General features: G+C 61.8%; 21 protein-coding genes. 13 read left to right on the forward strand and 8 right to left on the reverse strand.

Annotation, left to right across the window (positions count from 1 at the left end):
* Positions 1 to 111: 111 nt before the first annotated feature.
* From NKI41_RS12340 to NKI41_RS12360, 5 genes are all read right to left on the reverse strand, one after another.
* Entirely contained in the window at positions 112 to 423 is a 312-nt protein-coding gene (locus NKI41_RS12340; RefSeq protein WP_352501352.1) for a UBP-type zinc finger domain-containing protein, read from the reverse strand.
* A 429-nt stretch (positions 424 to 852) separates the two neighbouring features.
* Positions 853 to 1,779 (reverse strand): NADP-dependent oxidoreductase, encoded by a 927-nt coding sequence (locus tag NKI41_RS12345; protein ID WP_352449638.1) that lies wholly within the window; start codon positions 1,777 to 1,779, stop codon positions 853 to 855.
* Between the two features lie 113 nt (positions 1,780 to 1,892).
* Positions 1,893 to 2,330: a CBS domain-containing protein gene (locus tag NKI41_RS12350; protein ID WP_352472517.1), complete on the reverse strand. Its 438-nt coding sequence runs from the start codon at positions 2,328 to 2,330 to the stop codon at positions 1,893 to 1,895.
* On the reverse strand, positions 2,327 to 2,461 hold the full coding sequence (locus tag NKI41_RS12355) for a hypothetical protein (protein WP_352683206.1): 135 nt from the start codon (positions 2,459 to 2,461) through the stop codon (positions 2,327 to 2,329). The genes NKI41_RS12350 and NKI41_RS12355 overlap by 4 nt, the downstream gene beginning before the upstream one ends.
* 377 nt (positions 2,462 to 2,838) lie before the next feature.
* Complete coding sequence (locus NKI41_RS12360; protein WP_502898565.1) at positions 2,839 to 3,714, reverse strand: AraC family ligand binding domain-containing protein; 876 nt, start codon at positions 3,712 to 3,714, stop codon at positions 2,839 to 2,841.
* A 198-nt stretch (positions 3,715 to 3,912) separates the two neighbouring features.
* Between NKI41_RS12360 and NKI41_RS12365 the strand changes: the two genes are divergently transcribed.
* From NKI41_RS12365 to NKI41_RS12390, 6 genes are all read left to right on the forward strand, one after another.
* Positions 3,913 to 5,379 (forward strand): alpha-glucosidase/alpha-galactosidase, encoded by a 1,467-nt coding sequence (locus tag NKI41_RS12365; protein WP_352472519.1) that lies wholly within the window; start codon positions 3,913 to 3,915, stop codon positions 5,377 to 5,379.
* Positions 5,380 to 5,498: 119 nt separating this feature from the next.
* Entirely contained in the window at positions 5,499 to 7,583 is a 2,085-nt protein-coding gene (locus tag NKI41_RS12370; protein WP_352541688.1) for an ABC transporter substrate-binding protein, read from the forward strand.
* Positions 7,584 to 7,695: 112 nt separating this feature from the next.
* A complete protein-coding gene (locus NKI41_RS12375; RefSeq protein ID WP_352452370.1) occupies positions 7,696 to 8,703 on the forward strand; it encodes an ABC transporter permease in 1,008 nt (335 codons plus the stop codon).
* A gap of 1 nt (position 8,704) precedes the next feature.
* The gene (locus NKI41_RS12380) at positions 8,705 to 9,838 is read left to right on the forward strand and encodes an ABC transporter permease (RefSeq protein ID WP_352467677.1); all 1,134 of its coding nucleotides are present in this window, start codon (positions 8,705 to 8,707) and stop codon (positions 9,836 to 9,838) included.
* A 10-nt stretch (positions 9,839 to 9,848) separates the two neighbouring features.
* Entirely contained in the window at positions 9,849 to 11,516 is a 1,668-nt protein-coding gene (locus NKI41_RS12385; RefSeq protein ID WP_352683287.1) for an ABC transporter ATP-binding protein, read from the forward strand.
* 21 nt (positions 11,517 to 11,537) lie between these two features.
* Positions 11,538 to 12,908 (forward strand): alpha-glucosidase/alpha-galactosidase, encoded by a 1,371-nt coding sequence (locus NKI41_RS12390; RefSeq protein WP_031211901.1) that lies wholly within the window; start codon positions 11,538 to 11,540, stop codon positions 12,906 to 12,908.
* A gap of 59 nt (positions 12,909 to 12,967) precedes the next feature.
* Here NKI41_RS12390 and NKI41_RS12395 read toward each other — a convergent pair whose 3' ends face one another.
* Positions 12,968 to 14,170, reverse strand: a complete 1,203-nt coding sequence (locus tag NKI41_RS12395) for an ROK family transcriptional regulator (RefSeq protein ID WP_352683208.1) — start codon at positions 14,168 to 14,170, stop codon at positions 12,968 to 12,970.
* A 243-nt stretch (positions 14,171 to 14,413) separates the two neighbouring features.
* Between NKI41_RS12395 and NKI41_RS12400 the strand changes: the two genes are divergently transcribed.
* The 7 genes from NKI41_RS12400 to NKI41_RS12430 all read left to right on the forward strand — a co-directional run bounded on the left by NKI41_RS12400 (position 14,414) and on the right by NKI41_RS12430 (position 23,336).
* Entirely contained in the window at positions 14,414 to 15,685 is a 1,272-nt protein-coding gene (locus NKI41_RS12400) for an ABC transporter substrate-binding protein (RefSeq protein WP_352473206.1), read from the forward strand.
* Between the two features lie 71 nt (positions 15,686 to 15,756).
* Positions 15,757 to 16,641 (forward strand): carbohydrate ABC transporter permease, encoded by an 885-nt coding sequence (locus NKI41_RS12405; RefSeq protein WP_023677182.1) that lies wholly within the window; start codon positions 15,757 to 15,759, stop codon positions 16,639 to 16,641.
* Positions 16,641 to 17,492 carry a carbohydrate ABC transporter permease gene (locus NKI41_RS12410; RefSeq protein WP_352683211.1) on the forward strand — a complete coding sequence of 284 codons (852 nt, stop codon included), beginning with the start codon at positions 16,641 to 16,643 and terminating at the stop codon, positions 17,490 to 17,492. Before NKI41_RS12405 ends, NKI41_RS12410 begins: the two co-directional genes overlap by 1 nt.
* Positions 17,493 to 17,553: 61 nt before the next feature.
* Entirely contained in the window at positions 17,554 to 18,693 is a 1,140-nt protein-coding gene (locus tag NKI41_RS12415; RefSeq protein ID WP_352683213.1) for an ABC transporter ATP-binding protein, read from the forward strand.
* Positions 18,694 to 18,711: 18 nt separating this feature from the next.
* Positions 18,712 to 20,853: a beta-galactosidase gene (locus NKI41_RS12420; RefSeq protein WP_352541682.1), complete on the forward strand. Its 2,142-nt coding sequence runs from the start codon at positions 18,712 to 18,714 to the stop codon at positions 20,851 to 20,853.
* A gap of 217 nt (positions 20,854 to 21,070) precedes the next feature.
* Positions 21,071 to 22,312 carry an acyl-CoA dehydrogenase family protein gene (locus NKI41_RS12425; RefSeq protein WP_352541731.1) on the forward strand — a complete coding sequence of 414 codons (1,242 nt, stop codon included), beginning with the start codon at positions 21,071 to 21,073 and terminating at the stop codon, positions 22,310 to 22,312.
* 7 nt (positions 22,313 to 22,319) lie between these two features.
* Positions 22,320 to 23,336 carry a phosphotransferase family protein gene (locus tag NKI41_RS12430; protein ID WP_352501437.1) on the forward strand — a complete coding sequence of 339 codons (1,017 nt, stop codon included), beginning with the start codon at positions 22,320 to 22,322 and terminating at the stop codon, positions 23,334 to 23,336.
* 46 nt (positions 23,337 to 23,382) lie between these two features.
* On the opposite strand, the gene ftsZ is transcribed toward NKI41_RS12430, so the two are convergent.
* Both ftsZ and NKI41_RS12440 read right to left on the reverse strand, forming a co-directional pair.
* The gene (gene ftsZ / locus NKI41_RS12435; protein WP_023677189.1) at positions 23,383 to 24,390 is read right to left on the reverse strand and encodes a cell division protein FtsZ; all 1,008 of its coding nucleotides are present in this window, start codon (positions 24,388 to 24,390) and stop codon (positions 23,383 to 23,385) included.
* A 222-nt stretch (positions 24,391 to 24,612) separates the two neighbouring features.
* The gene (locus tag NKI41_RS12440; protein WP_352683215.1) at positions 24,613 to 25,731 is read right to left on the reverse strand and encodes an NAD(P)/FAD-dependent oxidoreductase; all 1,119 of its coding nucleotides are present in this window, start codon (positions 25,729 to 25,731) and stop codon (positions 24,613 to 24,615) included.
* Positions 25,732 to 25,791 lie beyond the last annotated feature (60 nt).

Below are 25,791 nucleotides of genomic sequence, written 5' to 3' on the forward strand. Positions count from 1 at the left end.
GCTTTAGATTCTTGTTTTAACATGTCGTTATCGCAAAACCGCTGCACACTTTTGCGCGACATGCTTTAGAACGGTTCATCGTTTCACGGAAACGGCCCGCTCGCAAAAAGCTCAAATGAAGCGCGGTATCGGACCGTTTTGCGGCGTGGTGCGGTCGCCGAGGTCGAGGAAGATTTCGTCGATGTAGCACCATCCCCAACCTTCCGGCGGATCGTAGCCTTCGATGACAGGATGGCCGGTTGCCCGAAAATGCTTGGTGGCATGACGGTTGGGCGAGTCGTCGCAGCAGCCGACATGGCCGCATGTGCGGCAGAGCCGCAGATGCACCCACTGCGAACCGCTCTTCAGGCATTCCTCGCAGCCGAGCGCGCTCGGTGTCACGCCGCGAATGTCCCCGGCGTGCCTGCATTCGTCTGCCATCATACGCTCCTGACCAGTTGTGGCGCCACGGCGAGACTGCCGTTTCGCGCGAGATATTGGCGGGTTGAGACATGGTTCGAACCTATCGCCGGTTTCCGACAGTTTGAAGCGGTTTTTGCGGCTTGCGGCCGGTAGGAACCTGGCCCGCCTGTCGGTAAACGCTGTGTCCTTCGCTTCGCAGTTAACTGATCGCAGCCGTGCGACGGTGTCGTCGCGACGTGCCTCACGATCCGTTGCATCTCCTTGATTTGTTTGATTTGCGCATCCCGGCAAACCCGGCGCATGCTGCTTTAGCCGGCACCTGCCTAAGCCGGCCAGGCCCGGCGGGCCGTCCTGTGTCAAACTCTCGGCCGCCGGGCTTCTGGACAGCAGAAAACGGCCTGTGTCCGAGCACTCCGCAAACTGGCCCGCGGCCTGTTGTTCGGCGAGTGCTCAGGCAGCTACCTGAAGCACAATCTTGCCGCGCGTGTGCTGCTTCTCGAGCTGTTCCTCGGCCCTGGCGACTTCCTCAAGAGGATAGATTGCCTGCACGAATGGCCTGACCTTCCCGGCGTCGATGAGGCGGCTGATCTCGGCAAGCTGCGCCGCGTTCGGCTTGGTCAAATAGGAAACGCCGCGAGCCCGATGCAGGCGGGCCTTCTCCGCCGACGGTTCGGAAAGCGTTGAGACGAGCGTCCCGCCGGGCTTGAGCACGTCCCACGAGCGGTCCTGTGTTTCACCCGCTACCAGGTCGAAGACGAGGTCGACGTCCTCGACAAGCTCCTCGAAGCGCTGGTTCTTGTAATCGACCGCCTGGTCGGCGCCAAGCGCGCGGACGAAATCGAAATCCTGCGCGGACACAGTCGTCGCGACAAACGCGCCCGCGGCCTTTGCGAACTGCACCGCCAGATGACCGACGCCGCCGGCGCCGCCATGGATAAGGACCCGCTGCCCGGATTTGAGGCCGCCGTGATCGAAAAGGCCTTGCCACGCGGTAAGGCCCGCAAGTGGCACGGCGGCGGCTTCGGCGTGGCTTAAGCGTTGCGGCTTCGCCGCCGCCTCCGTTGCCTTCACGACGACATATTCGGCGTTGCCGCCGCGGTCGTTGCCGAGCATGGCATATAGCGGATCGCCCTTCTTCAGCGTATGGGCCCGCGTGCCGCACAGTTCCACCACGCCGGATACGTCGCGGCCGAGCGTGACGGGCAGATCCGCGCCCGAAGAGCCCTCGCGAACCTTGTAGTCGACGGGATTGACGCTTGCCGCGTAGACCTTGAGCGTGACCTCGTCGTCATGCGGCTGAGGCAACGGAACCGCGTCCAGCGAAAGAACCTCCGGTCCACCAAAATCGTGGATACGGACGGCCTTCATCGTAATCATGGCTTGCTCCTCGTCGGGTTGCAGTCCAGTTCGCTCTGAACAGTTTCGCCGGCAGGCCGGCGTCTATCCAGCCGGCGGTTCGGTCGTAGCAAAGGCCGGCCGGTGGTGCGCCGTCAGTGTATCGTTTGCGAATGCTCGCCGCCGGGTTGCGAGATGCCGCTCAGCGCTTCACCTGCTGTCGCCGTCTCGCTGTTGGTGGCGAGGTCGCCCAGCGAAACGATGCCGACCAGGCGCTTGTCGCGGTTCAGCACCGGCAAGCGGCGCACTTTCAGGTCAGCCATGTTACGCAGAACATCCTCTGCGTCTTCGTCTTCGAAGCAATACCTGACCTCGGTGCTCATCACTTCCCGTACCTTGGCGTCAGGTGTCTTGCCTTGGGCGACGCCGCGGATTGCGATGTCGCGATCGGTTACCATGCCGACAAGCCGATCGTTCTCGCCCACCGGCATTGCGCCGGCGTCGAGGCGACCCATCATTTCAGCCGCATCGCGCAGGGTTTGCTGCGGACTGGCGATCTCGACGTCCTTTGTCATGCAGTTGCCAACTTTCATTTTAACCTCCCTTGGTTGCAGGGCCCGCCGCCGGTTTCCATGATGGAAGGGTGAATGAGCGCCAGCGCAAAACGTTCCATGGCAAGACCCGTTTCGAGCGCTTCGCCGAAATCACCCTTGCCATCCTCCACCCGACCGCCCCTTCAGGCGGTCGGCCCGGGAAAAGTCGGTTCCGAAGGAATTTCGGAAGGCGTGCCGGGAGGAACTCCGATCGGCTCCTGGTCCGGCGTCGGAATTGGATCCGGCGAGGGCGGGGGTACGCCTGGAGGTTCTCCCGGCGGAGTCTCCGGCGGGGCAGGCGGCCGGGCCGGCTCCGGATTGGGATTGTCCGGCAGTGGATTCGGGTTGTTCGGATCGGGGTTGTTCATCGATCACTCCCCTGACATCTGTGGCCTGATCGCCGCCAGAGCGGGGGTGCGGCAGCGGCGAGCAGGCTCTCTTGTCCTAAACCAAGGGGAAGCAAAAGCGTTCCCGCACCCGATGCCAAGCGCGGTGCCAATCTATCGGGCTATCGGGCGGTTCCCAGGCTGGCATACATCCCGTTGGTGCGGAACTGCGTCGGGTTGATGCCGTAGAGGCGGCGGAAGACCTTCGAAAAATAATTGGCATCCTCAAAGCCGCACATGATGGCGACTTCCTTGACCGGCAGGAAATCGGCCTTCGTCAGCAACTTCGCCGCCCGCTGCAGTCGCTGCTGCAGCACGAATTCGGCGGGCGGAAGTCCCTCGCTCTCGGCGAAGCAGCGCGAGAAATGCGCGCGGCTCAGGCCGCTGATCTCAGCGAGATCGGCAACGCGGAGCGGCCTGTCGAGATTGGCCCTGATGTGATCGATGACCGGCTGCATGGCGCTCTTGTCGTCGGTGACGGCATGCGAGCCGAAGACATCGTCGTAGAGCGCCATGGCTGCTTCATAGGCGACGGCCGAGGCGGCTCCCGGCGAGACCGCGCCCGTGATCAGGCGCATACTGCAATCAGCCAGATGATCGATCGTCGAGGGCTGCAGCCGCAGCACCGGACCGACGGCGGCAAGGATCGACTTGTGGATGCGCAGTGCCTCCTCGCCGTTCATCGATATCCAGAAGAACTCCCAGCGTTCGCCCTTGGCCAGCCAGTAACGGTGGTTGTGCGGCACGAGAACCAGCAAAGTGTCGCCCTTTTGCAGGCGGTAGTTCCGGTTCTCGTAGCGCAATCGGCCGGTGCCGCTGATCGTATGCTGGAGCACGGTAAACGGCGTCAGGCCGCGCTTGCGCCCATCCCAGTCGTAGACCTCGTTCTCGCGCACTTCATAGCCGGTGCTTGTCGGCATGGTGTGTAGGCGCTGGCGCCCGCGCGGCAGCGATACCGTCCTGCCCGCCGGCCCGATGTCGATCAAGTTCCGCAGCACAAAATTACCCCTAAAAGCATAATCCTTCTCTGGTCGCGTGCCGAATAAGGCGCATAATCCCTCGAGAAAAGCAAAAGAAACCGCGGTCAAAGAGCGGATGGGAGGAAGTGCTGGATTCCAGCCTGCATAGCGTCGCAGGCGGGCCAGCCTCTTTTCGCCGCCTTTGCCCTAGCGTTCGATCAGGTCGAGGTGAGGCTGATGAGTTTCAAGATCGCTATCATCGGTGCGGGAAGCGTCGGGTTCACCAAGAAGCTCTTCACCGACATTTTGTGCGTTCCTGAATTCAGGGATGTCGAATTCGCATTGACCGATCTCAGCGAGCGCAACCTCCAGATGATCAAGTCGATCCTCGACAGGGTCGTTGAATTCAACAGGCTGCCGACCAAGGTTACGGCAACGACAGACCGCCGTGCTGCCCTCGAGGGCGCACGCTACATCATCAGCTGCGTTCGCGTCGGCGGTCTCGAAGCCTATGCGGACGACATCCGCATTCCCTTGAAGTATGGCATCGACCAGTGCGTCGGCGACACGATCTGCGCCGGCGGCATCCTCTATGGCCAGCGCAACATTCCGGTGATCCTCGATTTCTGCAAGGATATCCTCGAAGTCGCCGAGCCTGGAGCGAAATTCCTGAACTACGCCAATCCGATGGCCATGAACACCTGGGCGGCGATCGAATATGGTAGGGTCGATACCGTCGGCCTCTGCCACGGCGTCCAGCATGGCGCCGACCAGATCGCCGAAGTGCTCGGCGCCAAGTCGCGCACCGATCTCGACTACGTCTGCTCCGGCATCAATCACCAGACCTGGTTCATCGACCTGCGTCTCAACGGCCGCAAGATCGGTAAGGACGAGCTGGTTGCCGCCTTCGAGGCGCATCCGGTCTATTCGCAGCAGGAAAAGCTGCGCATCGATGTCCTGAAGCGCTTCGGCGTCTATTCGACCGAAAGCAACGGCCATCTTTCCGAATACCTGCCCTGGTATCGCAAGCGGCCGGACGAAATCACCCGCTGGATCGACATGTCCGACTGGATTCACGGCGAGACCGGCGGCTACCTTCGTTATTCGACCGAAACACGCAACTGGTTCGAAACGGAGTTCCCGCAATTTCTGGAATCCGCCGCCAGGCCGATAGACCCCGCCAAGCGCTCCAACGAGCATGCCAGCCACATTCTCGAGGCGCTGGAGACGAACCGCGTTTACCGCGGCCATTTCAACGTCAAGAACAACGGCATCATCACCAACCTGCCGCAAGACGCGATCATCGAGTCGCCCGGCTTCGTCGACCGCTTCGGTATCAACATGGCCTCCGGCATCACGCTGCCGGAGGCCTGCGCCGCCACTTGCATTTCCTCGATCAACGTCCAGCGCATGTCGGTTCATGCGGCGATCTCCGGCGATATCGACCTGCTGAAGCTCGCGGTCCTGCACGACCCGCTGGTCGGCGCGGTTTCGACGCCGGAAGAGGTTTGGCAAATGGTGGACGAAATGGTCGTCGCCCAGGCTCGCTGGCTGCCGCAATATGCCGATGCGGTGCCGGCCGCGAAGGAACGGCTTTCGAAATCCAGGATCAAGACCCGCGAATGGGCCGGTGCGGCAAGGCGCGACGTCCGTTCGATCGAGGAATTGCGTGCGGAAAAAACGGCTCTCAAGCAGGCCGTCTGAATTTCGCCAGAACGGATCGCGGCAAGCTTTCGGGAGGATTTTCCGCACCCGTCTGTACATTCGTTCGAGGAGAAATGGAGCGGCGTCAACGCGCTCCTGAACAACAGGGAGGAGAGACGATGAGGAATTTTCGAAACATTGGCATTCTCGCCGGGCTGGCGCTTAGCGTCTCGGCCTCGGCGCTGAACGCGTATGCATCCGAGCCGACCGTGCCGCCGGTGCCTGCGCAATTTCCCGCCGAGGGAAAGATCAAATACGTCGCGCGCGACTCCATCCTGGAGTTCAAGGCACTTCCGGAATACCACGAACCCGATTGGGTCACCGACAAATACGTCAAGGCAGGCAAGCTGCCGCCGGTCAAGGACCGGCTGCCGAAGGAGCCGCTGGTCTTCAAGACCGGCAATATGCCGGACGGCGTCGGTGTCTACGGTGATACGATGCGTCATGTCATCGGCGGCCGGCCGGAGGGCTGGAACTACGGCGCCGGCCAGACGCAAGGCTGGGGCGGTATCGACATCGGCCTTTCCGAATGCCTGACGCGCACCGCGCCGCTGTTCCAGGTCGAGGCCAAGGACACGGAGCCGCTGCCGAACCTCGCCAAGAGCTGGGACTGGTCGAAGGACGGCCACACGCTGACGATGCATCTGGTCGAAGGCGCCAAATGGTCGGACGGCGTTCCGTTCAACGCCGACGATGTGATGTTCTACTGGGACGACGAGGTGATCGACCCCAATGTGTCGCCGCTGAACGGCGCGACGCAGGAGACCTTCGGCGTCGGCACGACGTTGAAGAAAATCGACGACTACACCGTCGAGTGGACGTTCAAGGACGCCTTTCCGAAACAATACCTTTACGCCATGGCTTACGGCACCTTTTGTCCGGGCCCGTCGCATATCCTCAAGCCGCAGCATCCGAAATATTCGAAGAACACCTACGAGCAGTTCAAGAACGCGTTCCCGCCGGAATATATGAACATGCCGGTGATGGGTGCCTGGGTGCCGGTGGCATACCGCCCCGACGACATCATCGTCATGCGTCGCAATCCGTACTATTGGAAGGTCGACGAGAAGGGCAACCAGCTGCCGTATCTCAATGAACTGCACTACAAATTGTCGACCTGGGCCGACCGCGACGTTCAGGCGGTATCGGGGGCGGGCGACTTCTCCAATCTGGAGCAGCCAGAGAACTTCGTCGCCTCGCTGAAGCGCGCGGCGCAAAAAGACGCACCGGCACGGCTTGCGTTCGGCGCGCGGCTGATCGGCTATAATCTGCGCATGAATTTCTCAGCCAATGGCTGGGGCAACCCCGACGAGCGCGGACAGGCGATACGCGAGCTGAACCGCAACGAGGACTTCCGCAAAGGCGTCACCATGGCGCTCAACCGCAAGGCGCTCGGCGACTCGCTGGTCAAGGGTCCGTTCACTGCCATCTATCCGGGCGGCTTATCCTCGGGCACGAGCTTCTACGACCGGAAGTCGACGGTCTACTACCCCTTCGATCTCGAAGGCGCTAAGGCGGAACTCGCCAAGGCAGGCCTGAAGGACACGGATGGCGACGGCTTCGTCAATTTTCCTGCAGGTACCGCCGGCGGCAAGAATGTCGAGATCGTGATGCTCGTCAACAACGACTACACCACCGACAAGAGCCTTGCCGAAGGTGTCGTCGCCCAGATGGAAAAGCTAGGGCTGCGGATCGTGCTGAACGGACTCAACGGCACCCAGCGCGATGCCTCGCAATACTCCGGCCGCTTCGACTGGCTGGTACGGCGCAACGATCAGGAGCTGACTTCCGTCGTCCAGAATACCGATCAGCTGGCCCCGGTCGGTCCACGAACCAGCTGGGACCATCGTGCGCCGGAAAACGGCGAGGTCGATATGATGCCTTTCGAGAAGGACCTCGTCGACATCGTCAACAAGTTTGTCTCGTCCGCGGACAATGACGAGCGCGCCAGCCTGATGAGAAAGTTCCAGAAGATCTCGACCGAGCACGTCTACAATGTCGGCCTGACGGAATATCCCGGCGCGCTGATCATCAACAAACGCTTCTCCAACATCCCGCAGGGCACGCCGATCTTCATGTTCAACTGGGCCGAGGATTCGATCGTCCGCGAGCGGGTCTTTGTCGCTGCCGACAAGCAGGCCAAGTACGAGCTGTTCCCCGAAGAGCTTCCCGGCAAGCCCGGAGACAAGGGCCCGATGAACTAGGTTTACCTCCCCTGACTGAGAACTCCGGCCGCGCCAGCTGGCGCGGCCGGACAAAGCAAACCTCCGTACGCTCAAAGAGAGCGACCGGCCAGACAAGGAAGCGGACCGACCGATGTTGCGATTCCTGCTCACGCGCATAGCGTCGGCGATCCCGGTCCTCGCCATTCTGAGTCTGGTCACCTTCGCCATCATCCAGGCGCCGCCGGGCGACTATGCCGACTACATCCGCTCGCAGTTGATCAATCAGGGCGGGGCCTCATTCGCCGAGGCCGACGCGCAGGCCAAGGCCTATCGGATAGAACACGGTCTCGATAAGCCGCTGCCCGTCCAGTATTTCAACTGGATCGGCGGCATCATCACCCGCGGCGATTTCGGCTACAGCCTCTATTACAACAAGCCGGTGGCCGATGTGGTGGGCGAGCGGCTGCCGCGCACGCTGCTGCTGGCGCTGGTGTGCCATCTGCTGGCCTCGGTCCTCGGTATCACCTTCGGCATATGGGCGGCGACCAGGCAGTACAGCTGGATCGACAGTACGCTGTCAGCGATTTCCTTCCTCGGCATGACGGTGCCGCGCTTCCTGATGGCGCTGATCATCGTCTATCTGCTGGTCTTCCAGTTCAACGTTTCCGAGATCGGCAGCTTCTTTTCGCCGCAATTTGGCGGGGCGCCGTGGTCCTGGGCGAAGTTCGTCGATCTCGTCCGGCATGTCTGGCCGGTTGTCGCCATCGCCACCTTCGGCGGGCTCGCCTACAACATGCGGGTGATGCGCGGCAATCTGCTCGACACGCTGAACGCGCAATATGTCGAAACCGCTCGCGCCAAGGGCCTTAGCGGCGGTGCGGTCGTGATGCGCCATGCGGTGCCCAATGCGCTGCATCCGCTGGTCATGTATCAGGGCGTGGTGCTGCCCTATATGCTGACCGGCGAGATCGAGACCGCGATCATCTTTGCCCTGCCGACCGTCGGCCCGGCGATCGTTGGCTCGATGGCGGTCGGCGACGTCTATGTCACGGCGACATTCATGATGGTGCTGTCGGCGACGCTGATCGTCGGCAACATCATCGCCGACATGCTGCTCGTCATGCTCGATCCGCGTGTGCGCCAATATGCAGGGTCCTGAGATGCTTGCTTTCGAGCCCTCGCTGCCGCCACTTGCCGAGGAACCGGCCAAGATCAAGCCGCGCGGCAATGAGAGTTACATCGCACTCGTCTGGCGCCGCCTGAAACGGTCCTGGACCGGCATGGCCGGGCTCATCCTGGTCGCGTTTCTGGTGCTGCTGGCGGTGTTTGCCGACTTCTTCGCACCGATGGATCCCAAGGTGACCGATGTCGGCTTCGCCCCGCCGCAGATGATGAGCTTCCATGACAAGGACGGCAACTTCGTCTTCCAGCCACGCGTCTATGCCCTGGCGGATTCGGAAGACCTCGACCCGGTCACCTTCCAACCCGTCGTCGGGCCGGACTACGACCATCCGCGGCTGCTCGGCTTCTTCGTCAAGGGAGCGGAGTACAGACTGCTCGGCCTGCTTCCCGCGAACCGGCACTTCTTCGGCTCGACCGACGGCCAGCCGGTGCACTTCCTTGGCACCGACAAATTCGGTCGCGATGTGCTGGCTCGTGCGATCTATGGTTCGCGCATCTCGTTGATGATCGCATTGACCGTGGTCTTCATCGTCACCGTGATCGGCACGACGGTCGGCATGGTGTCGGGCTATTTCGGCGGCACATTCGACGTCTGGGTCCAGCGCTTCGTCGAACTGGTGCTCGCGTTTCCGCAATTGCCGCTTTATCTGGCGCTGACCTCGCTGGTTCCGGTGACGGCGCCGACGAATGTCTTCCTGGCCTTCGTGATCGTTGTCATGTCGGCACTCGGCTGGGCGCAGATGTCGCGCGAAGTGCGCGGCAAGACCCTGGCACTGGCGCGGATTGATTACGTTCGTGCGGCGATGGCGGTCGGCGCCACAGATGGCCGCATCATCATGCAACACATTTTTCCAAACGTGATGAGCCACGTGATCGTTGCGGTCACGTTGGCAATCCCCAGCGTGGTTCTGCTCGAATCCTTCCTCGGTTTTCTCGGCTTCGCGGTGAAGCCGCCGCTGATCTCCTGGGGCCTGATGCTGCAAGACACCGCGACGTATTCGGTCATCGGCACCTATCCCTGGATCCTCTCACCGGTCGGCTTCGTGCTTGTCACCGTCTTCGCGTTCAACGCGCTTGGCGATGGACTGCGCGATGCGGTCGATCCTTATTGAGCATGAGATGATGCAACACGCGCTCGTCAAATCCTTCGCACCGCCCGTCCGGCTCGACCATGACGGCCGTTCGGAAAACCCGGTCATTGATGCCCGCAACATCGCCGTCGATTTCAAGGTCGAACACGGCATGGTGGAAGCCGTCAAGGACATCTCGTTCCAGCTCTATCGCGGCGAGACGATCGCCATTGTCGGCGAGTCGGGATCGGGCAAGTCGGTGACGGCGCGCACCGTCATGGGACTGTTGTCGAAGCGCGCAGTCGTGTCGCCGAAATCGACTGTCGAATACAACGGGGCCAACATCCTGAAATTTTCCGAGCGTGCGCGGCGCAAACTGCGCGGCGACCGCATCTCGATGATCTTTCAGGAGCCGATGAGTTCGCTTAACCCGATCTACACGATCGGCAGCCAGATCGTCGAGGCGATACGGGTGCATCGCAAGATGAGCCGCAGGCAGGCCGAAGCAAGAGCGCTCGAGCTGCTGCAGCAGGTACAGATTCCTGAGCCCCAGGCGCGGCTGAAACAATACCCGCACCAGCTTTCCGGCGGCCAACGCCAGCGTGTGATGATCGCCATGGCGCTGGCCAACGATCCCGATGTGCTGATCGCCGATGAGCCGACGACGGCGCTCGACGTCACGGTTCAGGCGCAGATCCTCAATCTCATCCGAAACCTGCAGAAGAAACTGCGCATGGCGGTGATCCTGATCACGCATGACCTGACCGTGGTGCGGCAGTTCTCCGACTATGTCTACGTCATGCAGCATGGGGAGATGCGCGAGCACAATGTGACGGAGAAGCTGTTCGCCAATCCGCAGCATCCCTACACCTGTCACCTGCTTGCCTCCGAGCCGCGCGGCCAGGCAAATCCGTTGCCGGAAGGCGCCGACGTTATTCTTGAAGCTAGGAATGTGCGCGTCTCCTTCATGCTGCGGCATGGCACGTTCATGAGGCCGGACCTGCGCGAACTCGTTGCCGTCGACAGCCTCAGCCTGACCCTTCGACGGCACGAGACGCTGGGTCTCGTTGGCGAATCCGGATCGGGCAAGACCACCTTCGGCGAGGCGTTGCTCAGGCTCAACACCACCGACAGCGGCGAGATCTATTTCGATGGCCAGCCGATTCATGGCTGCTCGCGGGCGCAGATGCGGCCGTTGCGGTCGCGCATGCAGGTCGTCTTCCAGGATCCGTTCTCGTCGCTCAACCCGCGCATGACGATCGGCCAGATCATCGAGGAAGGGCTGGTCGTCAACCGCATGGGCGCCACCAGGAACGATCGGATCGAGCGGGTGCGCGAGGCGCTGATCAGCGCCGGCATGCCCGGCGATATCCTCTCGCGTTTCCCGCACGAGTTTTCCGGCGGCCAGCGCCAGCGTATTGCGATTGCCCGCGCCGTCGCGCTCGAACCGGAATTCATCGTACTCGACGAGCCAACATCGGCGCTGGATCTCTCGGTCCAGGCGCAGATCATCGAATTGCTGCGCAAGCTGCAGCGCGAACGGGGCCTGAGCTACATCTTCATCTCGCACGACCTCAAGGTCGTGCGGGCGCTGTGCCACCGCGTCATCGTCATGCAGCACGGCAAGATCGTCGAAGAGGGGCCGGTCGACGAAGTCCTGTCCCATCCCAAGACCGCTTACACCGAACGGCTGGTCAAAGCCGCTTTCGAGGTAGCCTAATTGCTTATGCCGGAGGTTGTTGTGGCAAGAAATCCCAAGGTCGCTTTCATCGGAGCTGGCTCGACGGTGTTCATGAGGAACATCGTCGGCGACATATTGCAGCGTCCGGCTTTATCCGGCTCGACGATCGCGCTGATGGACATCAATCCGCAACGGCTCGAGGAAAGCGCAATCGTCGTCGGCAAGCTGATCTCGACGCTTGGCGTAAAGGCCAAAGCCGAAACCTATTCGGACCAGCGCAAGGCGCTGGCGGGCGCCGATTTCGTCGTCGTCGCCTTCCAGATCGGCGGCTACGAGCCCTGCACGGTAACCGATTTCGAAGTTCCGAAGAAATACGGGCTGCGCCAGACCATCGCCGATACGCTCGGTGTTGGCGGCATCATGCGAGGCTTGAGAACCGTGCCGCATCTCTGGAAGATCTGCGAGGACATGCTCGCGGTCTGCCCGCAGGCGATCATGCTGCAATATGTCAACCCGATGGCGATCAACACCTGGGCGATCGCGGAGAAATACCCCGACATCAAGCAGGTCGGCCTCTGCCATTCGGTGCAAGGTACGGCGATGGAACTGGCGCATGATCTCGATATTCCCTACGAGGAGATTCGCTACCGCTCGGCCGGCATCAATCACATGGCCTTCTACCTGAAGTTCGAGCATCGCCAGCCGGACGGCTCCTACCGCAATCTCTATCCGGATCTGCTGCGCGCCTACAGCGAAGGGCGGGCGCCGAAGCCGGGATGGAATCCGCGCTGCCCGAACAAGGTGCGCTACGAGATGCTGAAGCGCCTCGGTTACTTCGTCACCGAGAGCTCCGAACATTTCGCGGAATACACGCCCTATTTCATCAAGGACGGGCGCGAGGATCTGATCGAGAAATTCGGTATCCCGCTCGACGAATACCCGAAGCGCTGCATCGAGCAGATCGAACGCTGGAAGGGGCAAGCGGAAGCCTATCGCTCGGCTGACAAGATCGAAGTGGAGCAGTCGAAGGAATATGCGTCCTCGATCATGAACTCGGTCTGGACCGGCGAGCCGTCGGTGATCTATGGCAACGTCCGCAACAATGGCTGCATCACGTCATTGCCGTATAATTGCGCGGCCGAGGTGCCATGCCTCGTCGATGCCTCCGGCATTCAACCCACGTTCATTGGCGACCTGCCGGTGCAGCTCACCGCGCTGATCCGCACCAATATCAACGTCCAGGAGCTGACGGTCCAGGCGCTGATGACCGAGAACCGCGAGCACATCTATCACGCGGCGATGATGGACCCGCACACGGCGGCCGAGCTCGACCTCGACCAGATATGGTCGCTGGTCGATGATTTGCTGGTTGCGCATGGCGACTGGTTGCCGGCATGGGCGCGTGGAGCGCGCAGCGTTCGGGCAGCCTGACGCGCCAATCCACTTGGCTATTCGTTGTCGAGCTGAAGCAGGGCTGCCAGTTCGTCGCTCTATGCTGACCATAGAGCCCGCTTTGAAAGCGGCGCGGCGTTGCCGGCCGATGTTTCGAAATCGAAGAGCTTCTGCGTCACGAGTGCAGCCGCCCCTCTTGCCCAGGAATTGTCCTCCCAGTCCAGCAGCATTGGCGGTGCTTGTCGAAAGGTGTTTTGTCCGAGCGTCGCCCGCATCGGGCCAAACAGCGCATCGCCAAACGACACGGCTTCACCACCGACGACAATGACCTCCGGGTCGGTGATGTTGACAAGATTGGCGAGATGCCGGCCGATGCCATGTCCCGCTTCCTCGAGAATGGCGACGGCTCGCGGTTCGCGGTCTGCCAAGGCTGCCATAAGGCTGACTTTGCTATCCGTTTCGTTGTGCCCCGTGGCTTCGCGCCAGGTGCGCAGGATCGCCGGCTCGGCGTAATAGGCCATCAAGCAGCCGCGCTTTCCGCACTCGCAAAGGCGGCCGTTCTCCTCATATGAGGTGTGGCCGAACTTGCCGGCGGCACCGTTCGCGCCGCGATAGAGTTTGCCATCGAAGACGAGCGCGCAGCCGATTCCGACGCCGATCGCCAGCACAGCCATATTGCGGTGCTGGCGTCCCAGGCCGAAGAGTTGCTGGGCAATGGCATAGGCATTGGTGTCGTCCTCAAGCCACACGGGGACGTCTACCAGTTCGGCCAGCATCGGGCCAAGGGGAACGTTGTCCCAGTTGTAGCGATTGCTGCGGATACACACAGCCTTCTGGTTGTCTATGACGCCAGGCATTGAAATGCCGATCCCGGCAAGCTTGGCAGCGGGCCGATCGACAATGGAAATCAGCTCCGGTACCGCCTTGGCCAAGGTCGCTATGATGTGGTCGGGATCGCTGTCCGAGAGCTTGACGCGCAGAGAGCCCAGCGGATTGGTCGCAAGATCGGTGACCACGCATTCGACCGATCCGACCATCAGCTTGAAACCTAAGGCAAGGCCGTTGGCATAGTTGATATCCACCGGGATAGGGCGGCGCCCAGCCGAGCCCACGACTGTCTTGCCTTCGATCAGCAGGCCATCCTCGATGAGGTCGGCCACGACGAAGGTGACCGCTGCCGGACTAAGGCCGGTAACTGACGCTATGTCGGCCCGGCTGCGCGCTCCTTCCTGCCGCAAGAGATTGAGGATCAGTCTGCGGTTCATCGCCCGAGTCGTGCTCGGGTCACCCTTGAGCTTCACGGATCCGCTTTCTTAATTTTGTAAATTAATTATTGCCTCTCGAGAAAACATATGCATAAGTTTGCCCGACTGTTCAACACCCGAACCGGGGGTCAGCGAAATTAATCCGGTTAGCAATGTCACCGCCCTCTGAAGGAGCGGGCAAGCATATTCCCTTGCCCGGGAGGTGAGCCGTGCCGTTGAGAAGAACAACCGCGCCGGCCGGTGTGCCAGTAGAGAATTGACAACACGGGAGGAGTAACAATGACGTTCAAGTGGATTGAAAAGCCGTCGACGCGGCGCAATTTCCTGAAGGGAGCTGGGGGGATTTCCGCTGGAGCCCTCGCGGGCTTCCCGATGCCGGCACTCAGCCAGTCGAGCGAAGTCACCATCATTTCCGACGAAAACAATGCCGATGCCCTGCGGATCTTGCGGCGCATCGCGGCCGACTTCGAGAAGCAGTCCGGCACCAAGGTTGTGATCAACAATATGGATCACGAGGCCCACAAGACCGCGATCCGCAACTACCTTGTCGCCGGCGCGCCGGATGTCTGCTTCTGGTTCTCCGGAAACCGCATGCGCGCCTTCGTCACTCGCGGCCTGTTCGACGACATTTCGGATCTGTTCGAGAAGGAAAAGTACAAGGACGTGCTGGGTGCCACGACCGGTGCCGTCACTGTCGACGGCAAGCAGTATGGCCTGCCGACTGGCGGCACGATGTGGGGCATGTTCTATCGCAAGGACGTCTTTGCCGAGCACGGACTGACGGTGCCGGCGACCTGGGACGAATTCCTTGCTTACGGCCAGAAGTCCAAGGCTGCCGGCCTTATTCCCGTCAGCATCGGCACCAAGGAACTCTGGCCGGCGGCCGGATGGTTCGACCAGATGAACCTGCGGATCAACGGTCTCGACAAGCACTTTGCCTTGATGAATGGCAAGATGGCTTACACCGACCCGGCGCTGACGCCTGTTTTCGACCACTGGGAAGAGCTGATCAAGCAGGGTTTCTTCACACCGGATCAGACGTCGTTCGGCTGGCAGGAGGCCGGCGCCTTCCTCGCCCAGAAGAAGGCCGGCATGATGAACCTCGGTGCCTTCGTGAAAGCTACTTTCCCTGAGCAGGATCTCGAGCAGCTGACATTCGCCCCTTTCCCGAAGATTGACGGCGCCCTCGACCGCTACGAAGAATTCTCGGTCAATTCGGTCCACATCCCGGCCAACGCCAAGAACAAGGCGGGTGCCCGCGAGTTCCTCGCGTTCTTCTACCAGCCGGAAAATTTCGGCCCTTATCTGGAACCCGGCGGCAACGTTCCGCCGCGCAACGACCTTCCGGCCAGCAAGGACCCGCTGGTCAACGCGGCTGTGGAAAGCCTGAAGACGGTGGCCGGCACGTCGCAATATTACGACCGTGACACCGATCCCGACATGGCCCAGGCCGGCCTGGTCGGCTTCCAGGAATTCATGGCCAAGCCGGAGCGCCGGGACGCCATTCTTCAGCGTCTCGAGGGAACCCGTCGCCGGATCTTCAAGATCTAGCGCCTCCCAGCGGAGGGGAGCGGGGTTCGTACTCTGCTCCCTGATGCTTTCCGTGAATGAGGTCTCCCAAAATGACGAAGCTTTGGCGCCGCCATCGCTGGTGGCTGACACCGACACTTCTGATCCTGCCAGCCGCTGTGCTGTTTTCCGTCGTCATTCTGGCATCTGCGGTCGAGAGCCTGTGGATCAGCCTGCACGAATGGGACGGCTTCAGCCCGATGGTCTGGATCGGCCTCGGCAACTACCGCGAACTGTTCGCCGACCCGCAGTTCTATGTTTCGCTGAAGAACAATCTGATCTGGTTGGTGATGTTCATGCTGGCGCCGCCGCTCGGCCTCGCCATCGCGCTGCTCGTCAACCAGAAAATCCGCGGCATGCGCCTGCTCAAATCGCTGTTCTTCATTCCGCTGGTGCTGGCTTCGGTTGCCGTCGGCGTTGTCTTCACCTGGGTCTATACGCCGGAATTCGGACTTCTCGCCCTGATCTTCCGCACCTTCGGCGCGACCGCCCCGGCAGTGCTGTCGGATGAAAACTTCGTCACCTTCGCCGTCGTGATCGCAGCGTTGTGGCCGCAGATCGCCTTCTGCATGGTGCTCTATCTCGCCGGCCTCAACAATCTCAGCGAGGACCTGATCGGCGCCGGGCGGGTCGACGGCGCCAGGGGCTGGAACATGCTGCGCCACATCGTGTTGCCGCAGCTGACGCAGGTCACCTTTATCGCCATCGCCGTCACTGTTGTCGGCGCACTGCGTTCCTTCGACATGGTCTCGGTGATGACCAGCGGCGGCCCCTTCGGTTCGTCCGAGGTGCTTGCCTATCAGATGTTCGAGCAGTCCATATTTTCCTACCGCTTCGGCTATGGCGCGGCCATTGCCTCGGTGCTGTTCGTGATCATGGCGGTCTTCATCGCCTGGTACCTGACGCGGATGATCCGCGCCGATGAAAGAGGCGGCTGATGTTTCCCCGCCCGATTCCCGAGACTGCTATTTGGCAGCGTGGCCTCTATGTCGTGCTGGTGGTCGGCATCCTGATTGTCTGGCTGGCGCCGCTCTTTGCCATCATCCTTACCTCGTTCCGCTCTACACAGGATGTCATGGGCGGCAATCTGTGGGGCTGGCCGACCCAATTCGGCCTGGTCGACAACTACACGGCGGTCTTCACCCAGACGCCGATGGCTCGCTACTTCCTCAACGGCCTGACGATCACCATCCCCTCGGTGATGGGCGTTCTCATCTTGAGCACGCTCGCCGGGTTCGTGCTCGCCCGTTACCGGTTTCGCGGCAATATGCTCGTCTTCGCCCTGTTCGTCGGCGGAAACTTCCTGCCGCACCAGATCATGATGATCCCGGTGCGCGATCTCATGGTGCGGCTCAACCTCTACGACACGATGGCGGCCCTGATCATCTTCCACATCGCCTTCCAGACCGGGTTTGCGACACTGTTCATGCGCAACTTCATCGCCGCCTTGCCGGGAGAACTGTTTCAGGCCGCCAGGGCCGAGGGCGCGACGCCGTTTCAGACATTGGTACATGTCGTGGTCCCATTGGTGCGGCCGGCTCTCGCGGCGCTGGCCATCCTGCTCTTCACCTTTATCTGGAACGATTATTTCTGGGCGGTCGTGCTGACCATCAGCGATACCGTCAAACCGGTAACCGCCGGCCTCGCCAACCTGCGCGGCGAATGGGTCTCGGCCTGGAACCTGATCTCGGCCGGCACCATCGTCGTGGCTTTGCCGCCGGTTGGCATGTTCTTCCTAATGCAGAAGCACTTCATCACCGGCCTCACCATGGGAGCGGTCAAGGGATGAGCGACCATGGCTTCAAGGCGTCGCCCACCCGATCCGAAACTGATTTCGCAAGCAGGGCTCCATGACCAGTCTTGAACTCCGGCAGATACAAAAGAATTATGGCAGCTACCACGCGCTGCGCGGCATCGATCTCAGCGTCGAACAGGGCGAGTTCATTGTCACCGTCGGGCCGTCCGGCTGTGGCAAGTCAACGCTGTTGAAGATCATCGCCGGGCTTGAAACCGTCTCGACCGGTAAGATTCTCATCAGCGGCCGCGATGTCACCACCACCGAGCCGGGTGAGCGCGGCATTGCCATGGTCTTCCAGTCCTATGCGCTTTACCCGCATATGACCGTCGCCGAGAACATGGGTTTCGGCCTGCGCATGGCGCATCGCCCCAAGGCCGAGATCGATGCCGCCGTGCTGCGAGCCGCCAAGATCCTTCGCATTACCGACCAGCTCGACAAGCGGCCGAAACAGCTTTCCGGCGGCCAGCGTCAGCGAGTGGCGATCGGCCGTGCGATAACCCGCTCGCCCGATGTGTTCCTGTTCGACGAACCGCTATCCAACCTTGACGCAGCGCTGCGCACGCAGATGCGCGTCGAGCTTTCCGATCTGCACGCCAGGCTCGGCGCCACCATGGTCTATGTCACGCACGACCAGACCGAGGCGATGACAATGGCGAGCCGTATCGTCGTGCTCAATCGCGGCTCGGTCGAGCAGGTGGGCGCTCCGCTCGAACTCTATCGCAATCCGGCCAACCTTTTCGTCGCGGGCTTCCTCGGCGCACCCCGGATGAATTTTTTCGAAGTGACCGTCGCCGCTGTCTCCGGCGGCGCCGCCACGCTGTCGACCGCCGGTCTTTCTCCTTTGACTGTCGAACTGACGGAAGCGGCATCCGTACAGGTCGGCGATAGGGTGACGATGGGGATTCGGCCGGAGAGCATCAGCTTGGCCGCGGAAGGGACAGCGAGTTTTGCAGGACGGGTGCGGCTGGTCGAGCATCTCGGCCGCGAGACCATCCTCTATGCCGACGCCGGCCCGCTGCAATGCGTCAGTTCTGAAAGCGGCAGCGGCAACGTCACCGTCCAGATCGGCCATGCGAGCGCCGTCGCTGCCGATGCGACCGTCGGCTTCAAGGTCGAGCCGCGTGACGTCTATCTCTTTTCCTCTGTCGATGAGCGGACAATCAGTGCCCGCAAACCCACCATCACCGACTGATCTGCAGGAGTATCCTTCGTGAACAAGACTTCAAGAGGCCGCGCCCTGTCGGTCTGGCGCACGATCCAGACCGACCGCTTTCTGGTCGGCGCGCCGCATTACCCCGAGCATGTGGACGAGAGTTACTGGGACAATGACGCCAGGCGCATGGCCGAGGCCGGCTTCAACGTCGCCCGCCTCGGCGAATTCGCCTGGCACATTTTCGAACCGCGTGAAGGCACCTTCGATTTCGACCTGTTCGACCGGGCAATCGAGGGCCTCGCGCGTCACGGCGTCAACACGATCCTGTGCACGCCGACCGCCACCCCGCCGCGCTGGCTGACCGCAAAGCATCCGGAAATCCTGCGGCTTGATGGAAATGGCCGGTCGATGGGCCACGGCTCGCGCCAGTATGCCGACACCAGCAGCCCGGTGTTTCGCGACTATAGCCGCAGGATCACCAACGCGATGGCGGACCACTACCGCGACAACGCAAATGTCATTGGCTGGCAGACCGACAACGAACTCAACACCAGCATGCCGGAATCCTATTCGCCGTCGGCATTGAAGGAATTCCAGGCTTACCTCCAGGAAACCTACCAGACGATAGACAGGCTGAACTTCGCCTGGGGTGGCGATTTCTGGGCGACGGCTTACGGCGATTTCCGCGAAATTGTCTTCCCGCTGGATTTTTCCCCGTCCTTTCCCGGTCCCGGTCACCTCCAGGACTACCACCGTTTTCTCGCCTTTTCGACAGCACGGTTCCAGCACGACCAGGTCGAGATCCTGAGAAAAGCGAATGCCAGTTGGTTCATCTTCCACAATCTCGGCGGATTGCGTGACATCGACTTTCGCGGCCAATTCTCCACCGATCTCGACTTCGTCGGCTACGACATCTATCCGTTCCTCTATGACGAGTTCTTTCGCCTCGGCAATCACGCCAAGATCCAGGCGCTGCATCTCGACATCTGCAGGGGATTTTCCGGCAACTACATAGTGCCGGAACAACAGTCGGGTTTTGGCGCCCAGCCGGGCTTCTGCACGCTGACGCCGGAGCCAGGCGAAATGCGACGCATGGCGATGTCGTCGGTTGCGCGTGGCGCCGATGGGATCATGTTCTTCCGCTGGCGTCCCGCACATTTCGGCGCCGAGATATACTGGATGGGCATCATAGACCATGATGATGTCGCTCGCCGCCGCTATGACGAAGCCAGGCAGTTCGCCACCGAGATGACGGCGCTTAAAGACAAGATCCTGGGCACCCATGTGCGGATGGATGTCGGCATCGCCGGCTCGGACTTCGACAATCAGGAAGCCCACAAGACCTTCCCCATCGGCCTGCCAAGTCCGCAGGATGATGCAATCTTGCTGCATCAGTATTGCTATGACCGCGGCATCGCCTGCGGCTTCATCCACCCGGAAGACGATCTGTCGAAGCTCAAGGTGTTCTACGTGCCGCATTGGGTGATCTGGAAGGACAGCTGGACCGAGCGGCTGCAAGTCTTTGCCGAAAATGGCGGTACCGTCATCATCGGCGCGCGCACTGGAACCCGCGACGAAAACAACCACGTCATCCGCGAGACAGCGCCGGGCCGGTCGCTGTCGAAGTTGACCGGCGTTCGCGTCGAGGATTTCGGGCGGCTGGCGGCACCTGGGGCCAATGGCCTGTTCAATACGATGTCGCGCTCCGGCGGGCTCGTTATTCCTCCCGACAGACCGGCCGAATCCAGCCGCCGTATCCGTCGTTTTACCGTCGGAAACCACGAGGTCGATGCCGGTTATTTCTATGAGAACCTCGCAGTCGAACCGGAAGTCGAAATTGTAGGGGTTTGGTCGAACCGCTACGCGGCGGGAACGCCTGCAATTACCTCCCGCGCCGTCGGCAAGGGCCGTGTGCTCTATGTCGGCACTTATCTAACCCCGGAGCTGACAGCTCAACTCGCTACGCGCACTTTCGTCGATGCGAATGTGGAGCCTCTGGTTCCGGATCTGCCGGACGGCGTCGAGGTCACGATGCGCGAGAATGACGAACGCCGGCTGCTGTTCGTGCAAAACGTCAAAGACACGCCCGTTTCGGTAACCGGCGTTCCCTTCGGCAGCAACCTGCTCGATAGCGAAGGACCCGTCTCCGGAGTGTTGACGCTGGACGGCTATGGCTGCGCTGTCCTCGAATTGATCTGAGCATTGTCGCGGACGTTAGCCATACGAAGCCTGAGTACTCCTGGAATTCGACCGCCATCGGCAGCACGCCGGCATCGATGCGTATCGAACCGGCGCTTTGAACGTGCGCAAGGAACGGCCGGCGAACTGCTGTTGCTCGCATTCAACGACGGCAGTTACACTACCGGCGCGACCATCGGAGCCGATGGCGGCATCTCGTTTCATCCTTGTGAGCGCCATGAATTTCGACATTTCCGTCCGAACCGAGGCCTTCCGCAGCCGGATCGCCGATTTCGTCGAGCGCGAAATCCTGCCGCTCGAGGCTGACAAGGCTTGCTATGACGGCCATGGCAATATTGCGCTGCCGCTGCTTGAAACGCTGCGCGGCAAGGCGAAAGCAGCCGGCCTGTGGTGCCTGCAGCTCAAACCCGAGACCGGCGGGGCCGGCCTTTCCAAGGTGGATATGGCCGTCTGCTATGAAGAGATGAACCGCTCGATCTTCGGTCCGGTCGTGTTCAATTCCGCGGCCCCCGACGATGGCAATATGATGATGCTGGAAGGGTTGGGAACGCCTGAGCAGAAGCAAAGATGGCTGAAACCGATCGTCGAGGGCAAGGTGCGCTCGGCTTTCGCAATGACGGAACCGCATCCGGGCGGCGGCTCCGACCCGTCGATGATCATGACCAGAGCCGAACGGCGTGGCGACAGATATGTCGTCACAGGCCGCAAATGGTTCATCACCGGCGCGCAAGAGGCGAGCCACTTCATTCTCATTGCGCGCACTTCGGACGATCCGCGTCACGGCCTTTCGGCCTTGCTGTTCCACAAGGACCAGCCGGGCTGGCGGATCGTGCGGCGCATCGAAATCATGGGACCGGAAGAACATGGCGGCCATTGCGAGCTGGAGTTCGACGGCCTGGAAGTCCCGGTCGAGGACGTGCTTGCCGGCGAAGGCAGCGGCCTCCGGGTTACCCAGGTCCGGCTCGGTCCGGCGCGGCTCACCCATTGCATGCGCTGGCTCGGTCTTGCCAAGCGCTGCATCGAGATCGCGCGCGCCTATGCCGCCGAGCGTAGCGGTTTCGGGCAGCTTTTGGCCGACCGTGAGAGTATCCAGCTGATGCTCGGCGACCTTGCCATGCGCATCGAGATCGGGCGGCTGCTGGTGATGAAGGCGGCCTGGGAGCTCGATCGCGGTGGCTTTGCCCGCAAGGAGGTCTCCATGGCCAAGATCCAGGTCGCCAACGTGCTGCATGACGCCGCCGACGTGGCGATCCAGATCAACGGCGCCCGCGGCTATTCGAAAGACACTGTACTCGAATGGATTTACCGCTACGCCCGCCAAGCTCGCCTGGTCGACGGCGCCGACGAGGTCCACAAGATGGTGCTCAACCGCTTTCTCAACGAGGAAGGTGCGGGCTTCTGGCGCTGGCATGTCGAAGCCGGCAGACAAGACGAAACAGGTCGCGGCGGGAACCGCTGAGCCGGCAATGAGGATGGATTTCGATCCGGTACGCCTGGAGGATTTTCTGAGAGCGCATTTTGGCGATGGCCAAATGTCGCTTGAGCGGATCGTCGGCGGCCAATCCAACCCGACCTATTTCGTCGACTATGGCGGCCGCCGCATGGTTCTGCGCAAGAAACCTCCGGGACCGATCCTGCGCGGCGCTCATGCGGTCGATCGCGAGTACCGGGTGATCGAGGCGCTAGCATCGACAAAGGTGCCGGTGCCGCGGCCGGTGCTCTATCACGACGGCGACGAGCCGCTCGGCACGCCGTTCTATCTGATGCAGCGGCTCGACGGCCGGGTGTTCCACGATGGCGCGTTGCCGGGACTGGCGCCGGACGAGCGGCGCGGCATCTATTTCGGCATGGCCGAGGCGCTGGCAAAGCTGCACGCAGTCCGGCCGGAAGAGGTTGGGCTCGGCGACTATGGCCGTCCCGGGAACTATTTTGAGCGACAGATCGCGCGCTGGACCAGACAGTTGCGGGAATCGCCGAGTGAGCGCATTGCCGCGCTCGAAGCCGTCGCCGAATGGCTGCCGCGACATCTTCCGCCAGATGACGGCCACGTTTCGATCGCGCATGGCGATTTCCGTCTCGGCAATCTCATCTTCCATCCCGAGCGGCCCGAGGTGATCGGCATACTCGACTGGGAGTTATCGACCCTCGGCCATCCGCTTGCTGATCTCGGCTTCTGCTCGATGCCCTGGCATTCCTCATCGGACGAATATGGCGGCATCCTCGGCCTTGATCAGGCAGCCCTCGGGATTCCGACACAGCGCGAATTCCTCGATCATTACTTCGCCCACGCCGTGCCGACGGCGCCGCTCCAGCGGTTCCATCTGGTGTTTGCCATGTTCCGCTTTGCCGTGATCTTCGTCGGCATCGCCGACCGCGTGCTGGCCGGCAGCGCGGTTGCGGCCGATGCGGCCGACGTGGCACCGCTGGCCGGCCGTTTTGCTGCACGCGCCATGGAAGTGATCGACGGCGCGCGGCCGTGGTGACGCGAGGCTGGCAATCAGCTGAGCGAACCGCACGCGATAACGCTGTTCAGTTCATGCGAACTTCCGGTTCGGCAAGCAGTGGAATCTCCAGGCCACGCCGCAAGCCGGTCGCCACGACCGATACCCTGAATTTTCCGGCGAGTGCCTTGTCGAAGATGGCGCCGACGATGATGTCGGCATCGTTGTCGACCTCCTCGCGGATGCGGGTAGCGGCTTCGTCGACCTCGAACAGCGTCATGTCCATGCCGCCCGATATCGAGACAAGGACGCCCTTGGCGCCCATCATCGAAGCTTCGTCGAGCAGCGGGTTGGCGATTGCCGCTTCCGCTGCCTTCTTGGCGCGGCCTTCTCCGGCGGCTTCGCCGGTTCCCATCATGGCGCGGCCCATGTCGCGCATCACCGACTTCACATCGGCGAAGTCGAGATTGATCAGGCCTTCCTTGACGATCAGATCGGTGATGCAGCCGACACCCGCATAGAGGACCCGGTCGGCCATGGCAAAGGCGTCGGCGAACGTGGTTCTGGCGTCGGCGATCCTGAACAGATTCTGGTTGGGAATGACGATGACGGTATCGGCGCTTTCGCGCAGGCGCTCGATGCCCTCATCGGCAGCGTACATGCGGCGCCTGCCTTCGAAGACGAATGGCTTGGTGACGACGGCAACGGTCAGTATTCCGGCTGCCCGCGCTGCCTGTGCTATAACAGGCGCGGCACCAGTGCCGGTTCCGCCTCCCATGCCGGCGGTCACGAAGCACATGTGCGTTCCAGCAAGGTGATCCATGATCTCGTCGATGGATTCCACGGCCGCGGCACGGCCGACCTCGGGCAGGGACCCGGCGCCGAGACCTTCGGTGATATGAGCGCCCAACTGGATCAGCCTCGTTGCCTTCGACATGGCAAGGGCCTGGGCATCGGTGTTGGCGACGATGAATTCCGCGCCCTGCAGGCCTTCGGCGATCATGTTGTTGACGGCGTTGCCGCCGCCGCCGCCGACCCCGACGACGGTGATCTTGGGCCTCATCTCCGAGATTACCGGCCTCGTCGCGGTGTTCATTGCCGTTCTCCCTGGATACGCCGAGTGGTCGCTGGAAGCTTGTCCCGGGCGCACTGCGAAAACTCTGAACCGGGCAGTGCGAATCAGGACAGCCCCAGAATGCAGGGAATCAGAGCGCGGAGCGGGCTGCAAGTGCGCGATGTGCCTCATAGGCGACTTGCGTCTGAAAGTTCACGCAATGCGCCTTGATACAGTGCAGATCGCGGCGCGGGGCGCCGCACGCTACAACTTCGGCGCGAGGCACTGCGCGACGTGGTCGGCAATCGTCAGGCAGGAGGTCAGGCCGGGGCTTTCGATGCCGAACAGGTTGACCAGGCTATCCACGCCGTGCACCGCCACGTCCTGGACGACGAAGTCGGCATTGGCCTCACCGGGACCGGACAGTTTTGGCCGGATGCCGCTGTAAGCGGGTTGCAGGCTGCCATCGGCCAGGTCCGGCCAGTATTTGCGGATCTCGCTGTAGAAGCGCTCGCCACGAGCCGGGTCGACGCGGTAGTCGAGTTGATCGGTCCATTCGACGTCCGGCCCGAAGCGGGCGACGCCATCAAGGTCGAGTGTCAGATGAACACCGAGCCCGCCGGGTTCGGGCACCGGATAGACCAATCGCGAGAACGGCGCCCGTCCGGCCGCCGAAAAATAATTGCCCTTGGCATAATGGAGCTTTGGCACCAATTGCTGATTGAGCCCTTCAAGCGAACCGGCAAGTGCTGCGGCGCCAAGCCCGGCGGCATTGACGAAACGCGGAGTGGCGATCTCGAAGCGCTCGCCGCCGGCAGCGTCCACCGTCTCGAGCACGACGCGGCCTGCTTCGATGCGGCCGGAGGCGATGCGCGTGTTGAGACTAAGTGCCGCCCCGTGCTCCTCGGCGTCGCCCAACAGGGCGAGCATCAGGGCATGGCTGTCGATGATGCCGGTGGCGGGCGACAGCAGCGCCGCCGTGCACTTAAGGCTGGGCTCCAGCGTATGCGCCTCGGCTTCGCTCAAGCGCAACAGGTCGCCGGCGCCGCAAGCGCGTGCATTGGCCCGGATTGAGGCGAGCACCGGCTCCTGTTCGGCACTTGTGGCAACGATGAGCTTGCCGCAGCGCGCGTGTGGGACCGCCCGCTCCTCGCAATAGCGATAGAGTCTTTCTCGGCCGGCCACGCAGAACCGGGCTTTCAGCGATCCAACCGGATAGTGGAGGCCGGCATGGATGACCTCGGAATTGCGCGAGCTTGTCCCGGTGCCGATAGCGTTCTCGGCTTCCAGGACCAGCGTATCGATGCCGCGCTGCGCCATCTCTCGCGTGATCGCCAGGCCAACAACGCCGGCGCCGGCGACAATGCAGTCGACATGGTCCACGGTTAGGTCAAGCCGAAGTTCTGCATGCGTCCATCCATCCGCTGGCCCTGCCGAAAGCGC

The sequence above is a fragment of the Mesorhizobium sp. M0601 genome (genome assembly GCF_040320845.1).
Taxonomy (GTDB): domain Bacteria; phylum Pseudomonadota; class Alphaproteobacteria; order Rhizobiales; family Rhizobiaceae; genus Mesorhizobium.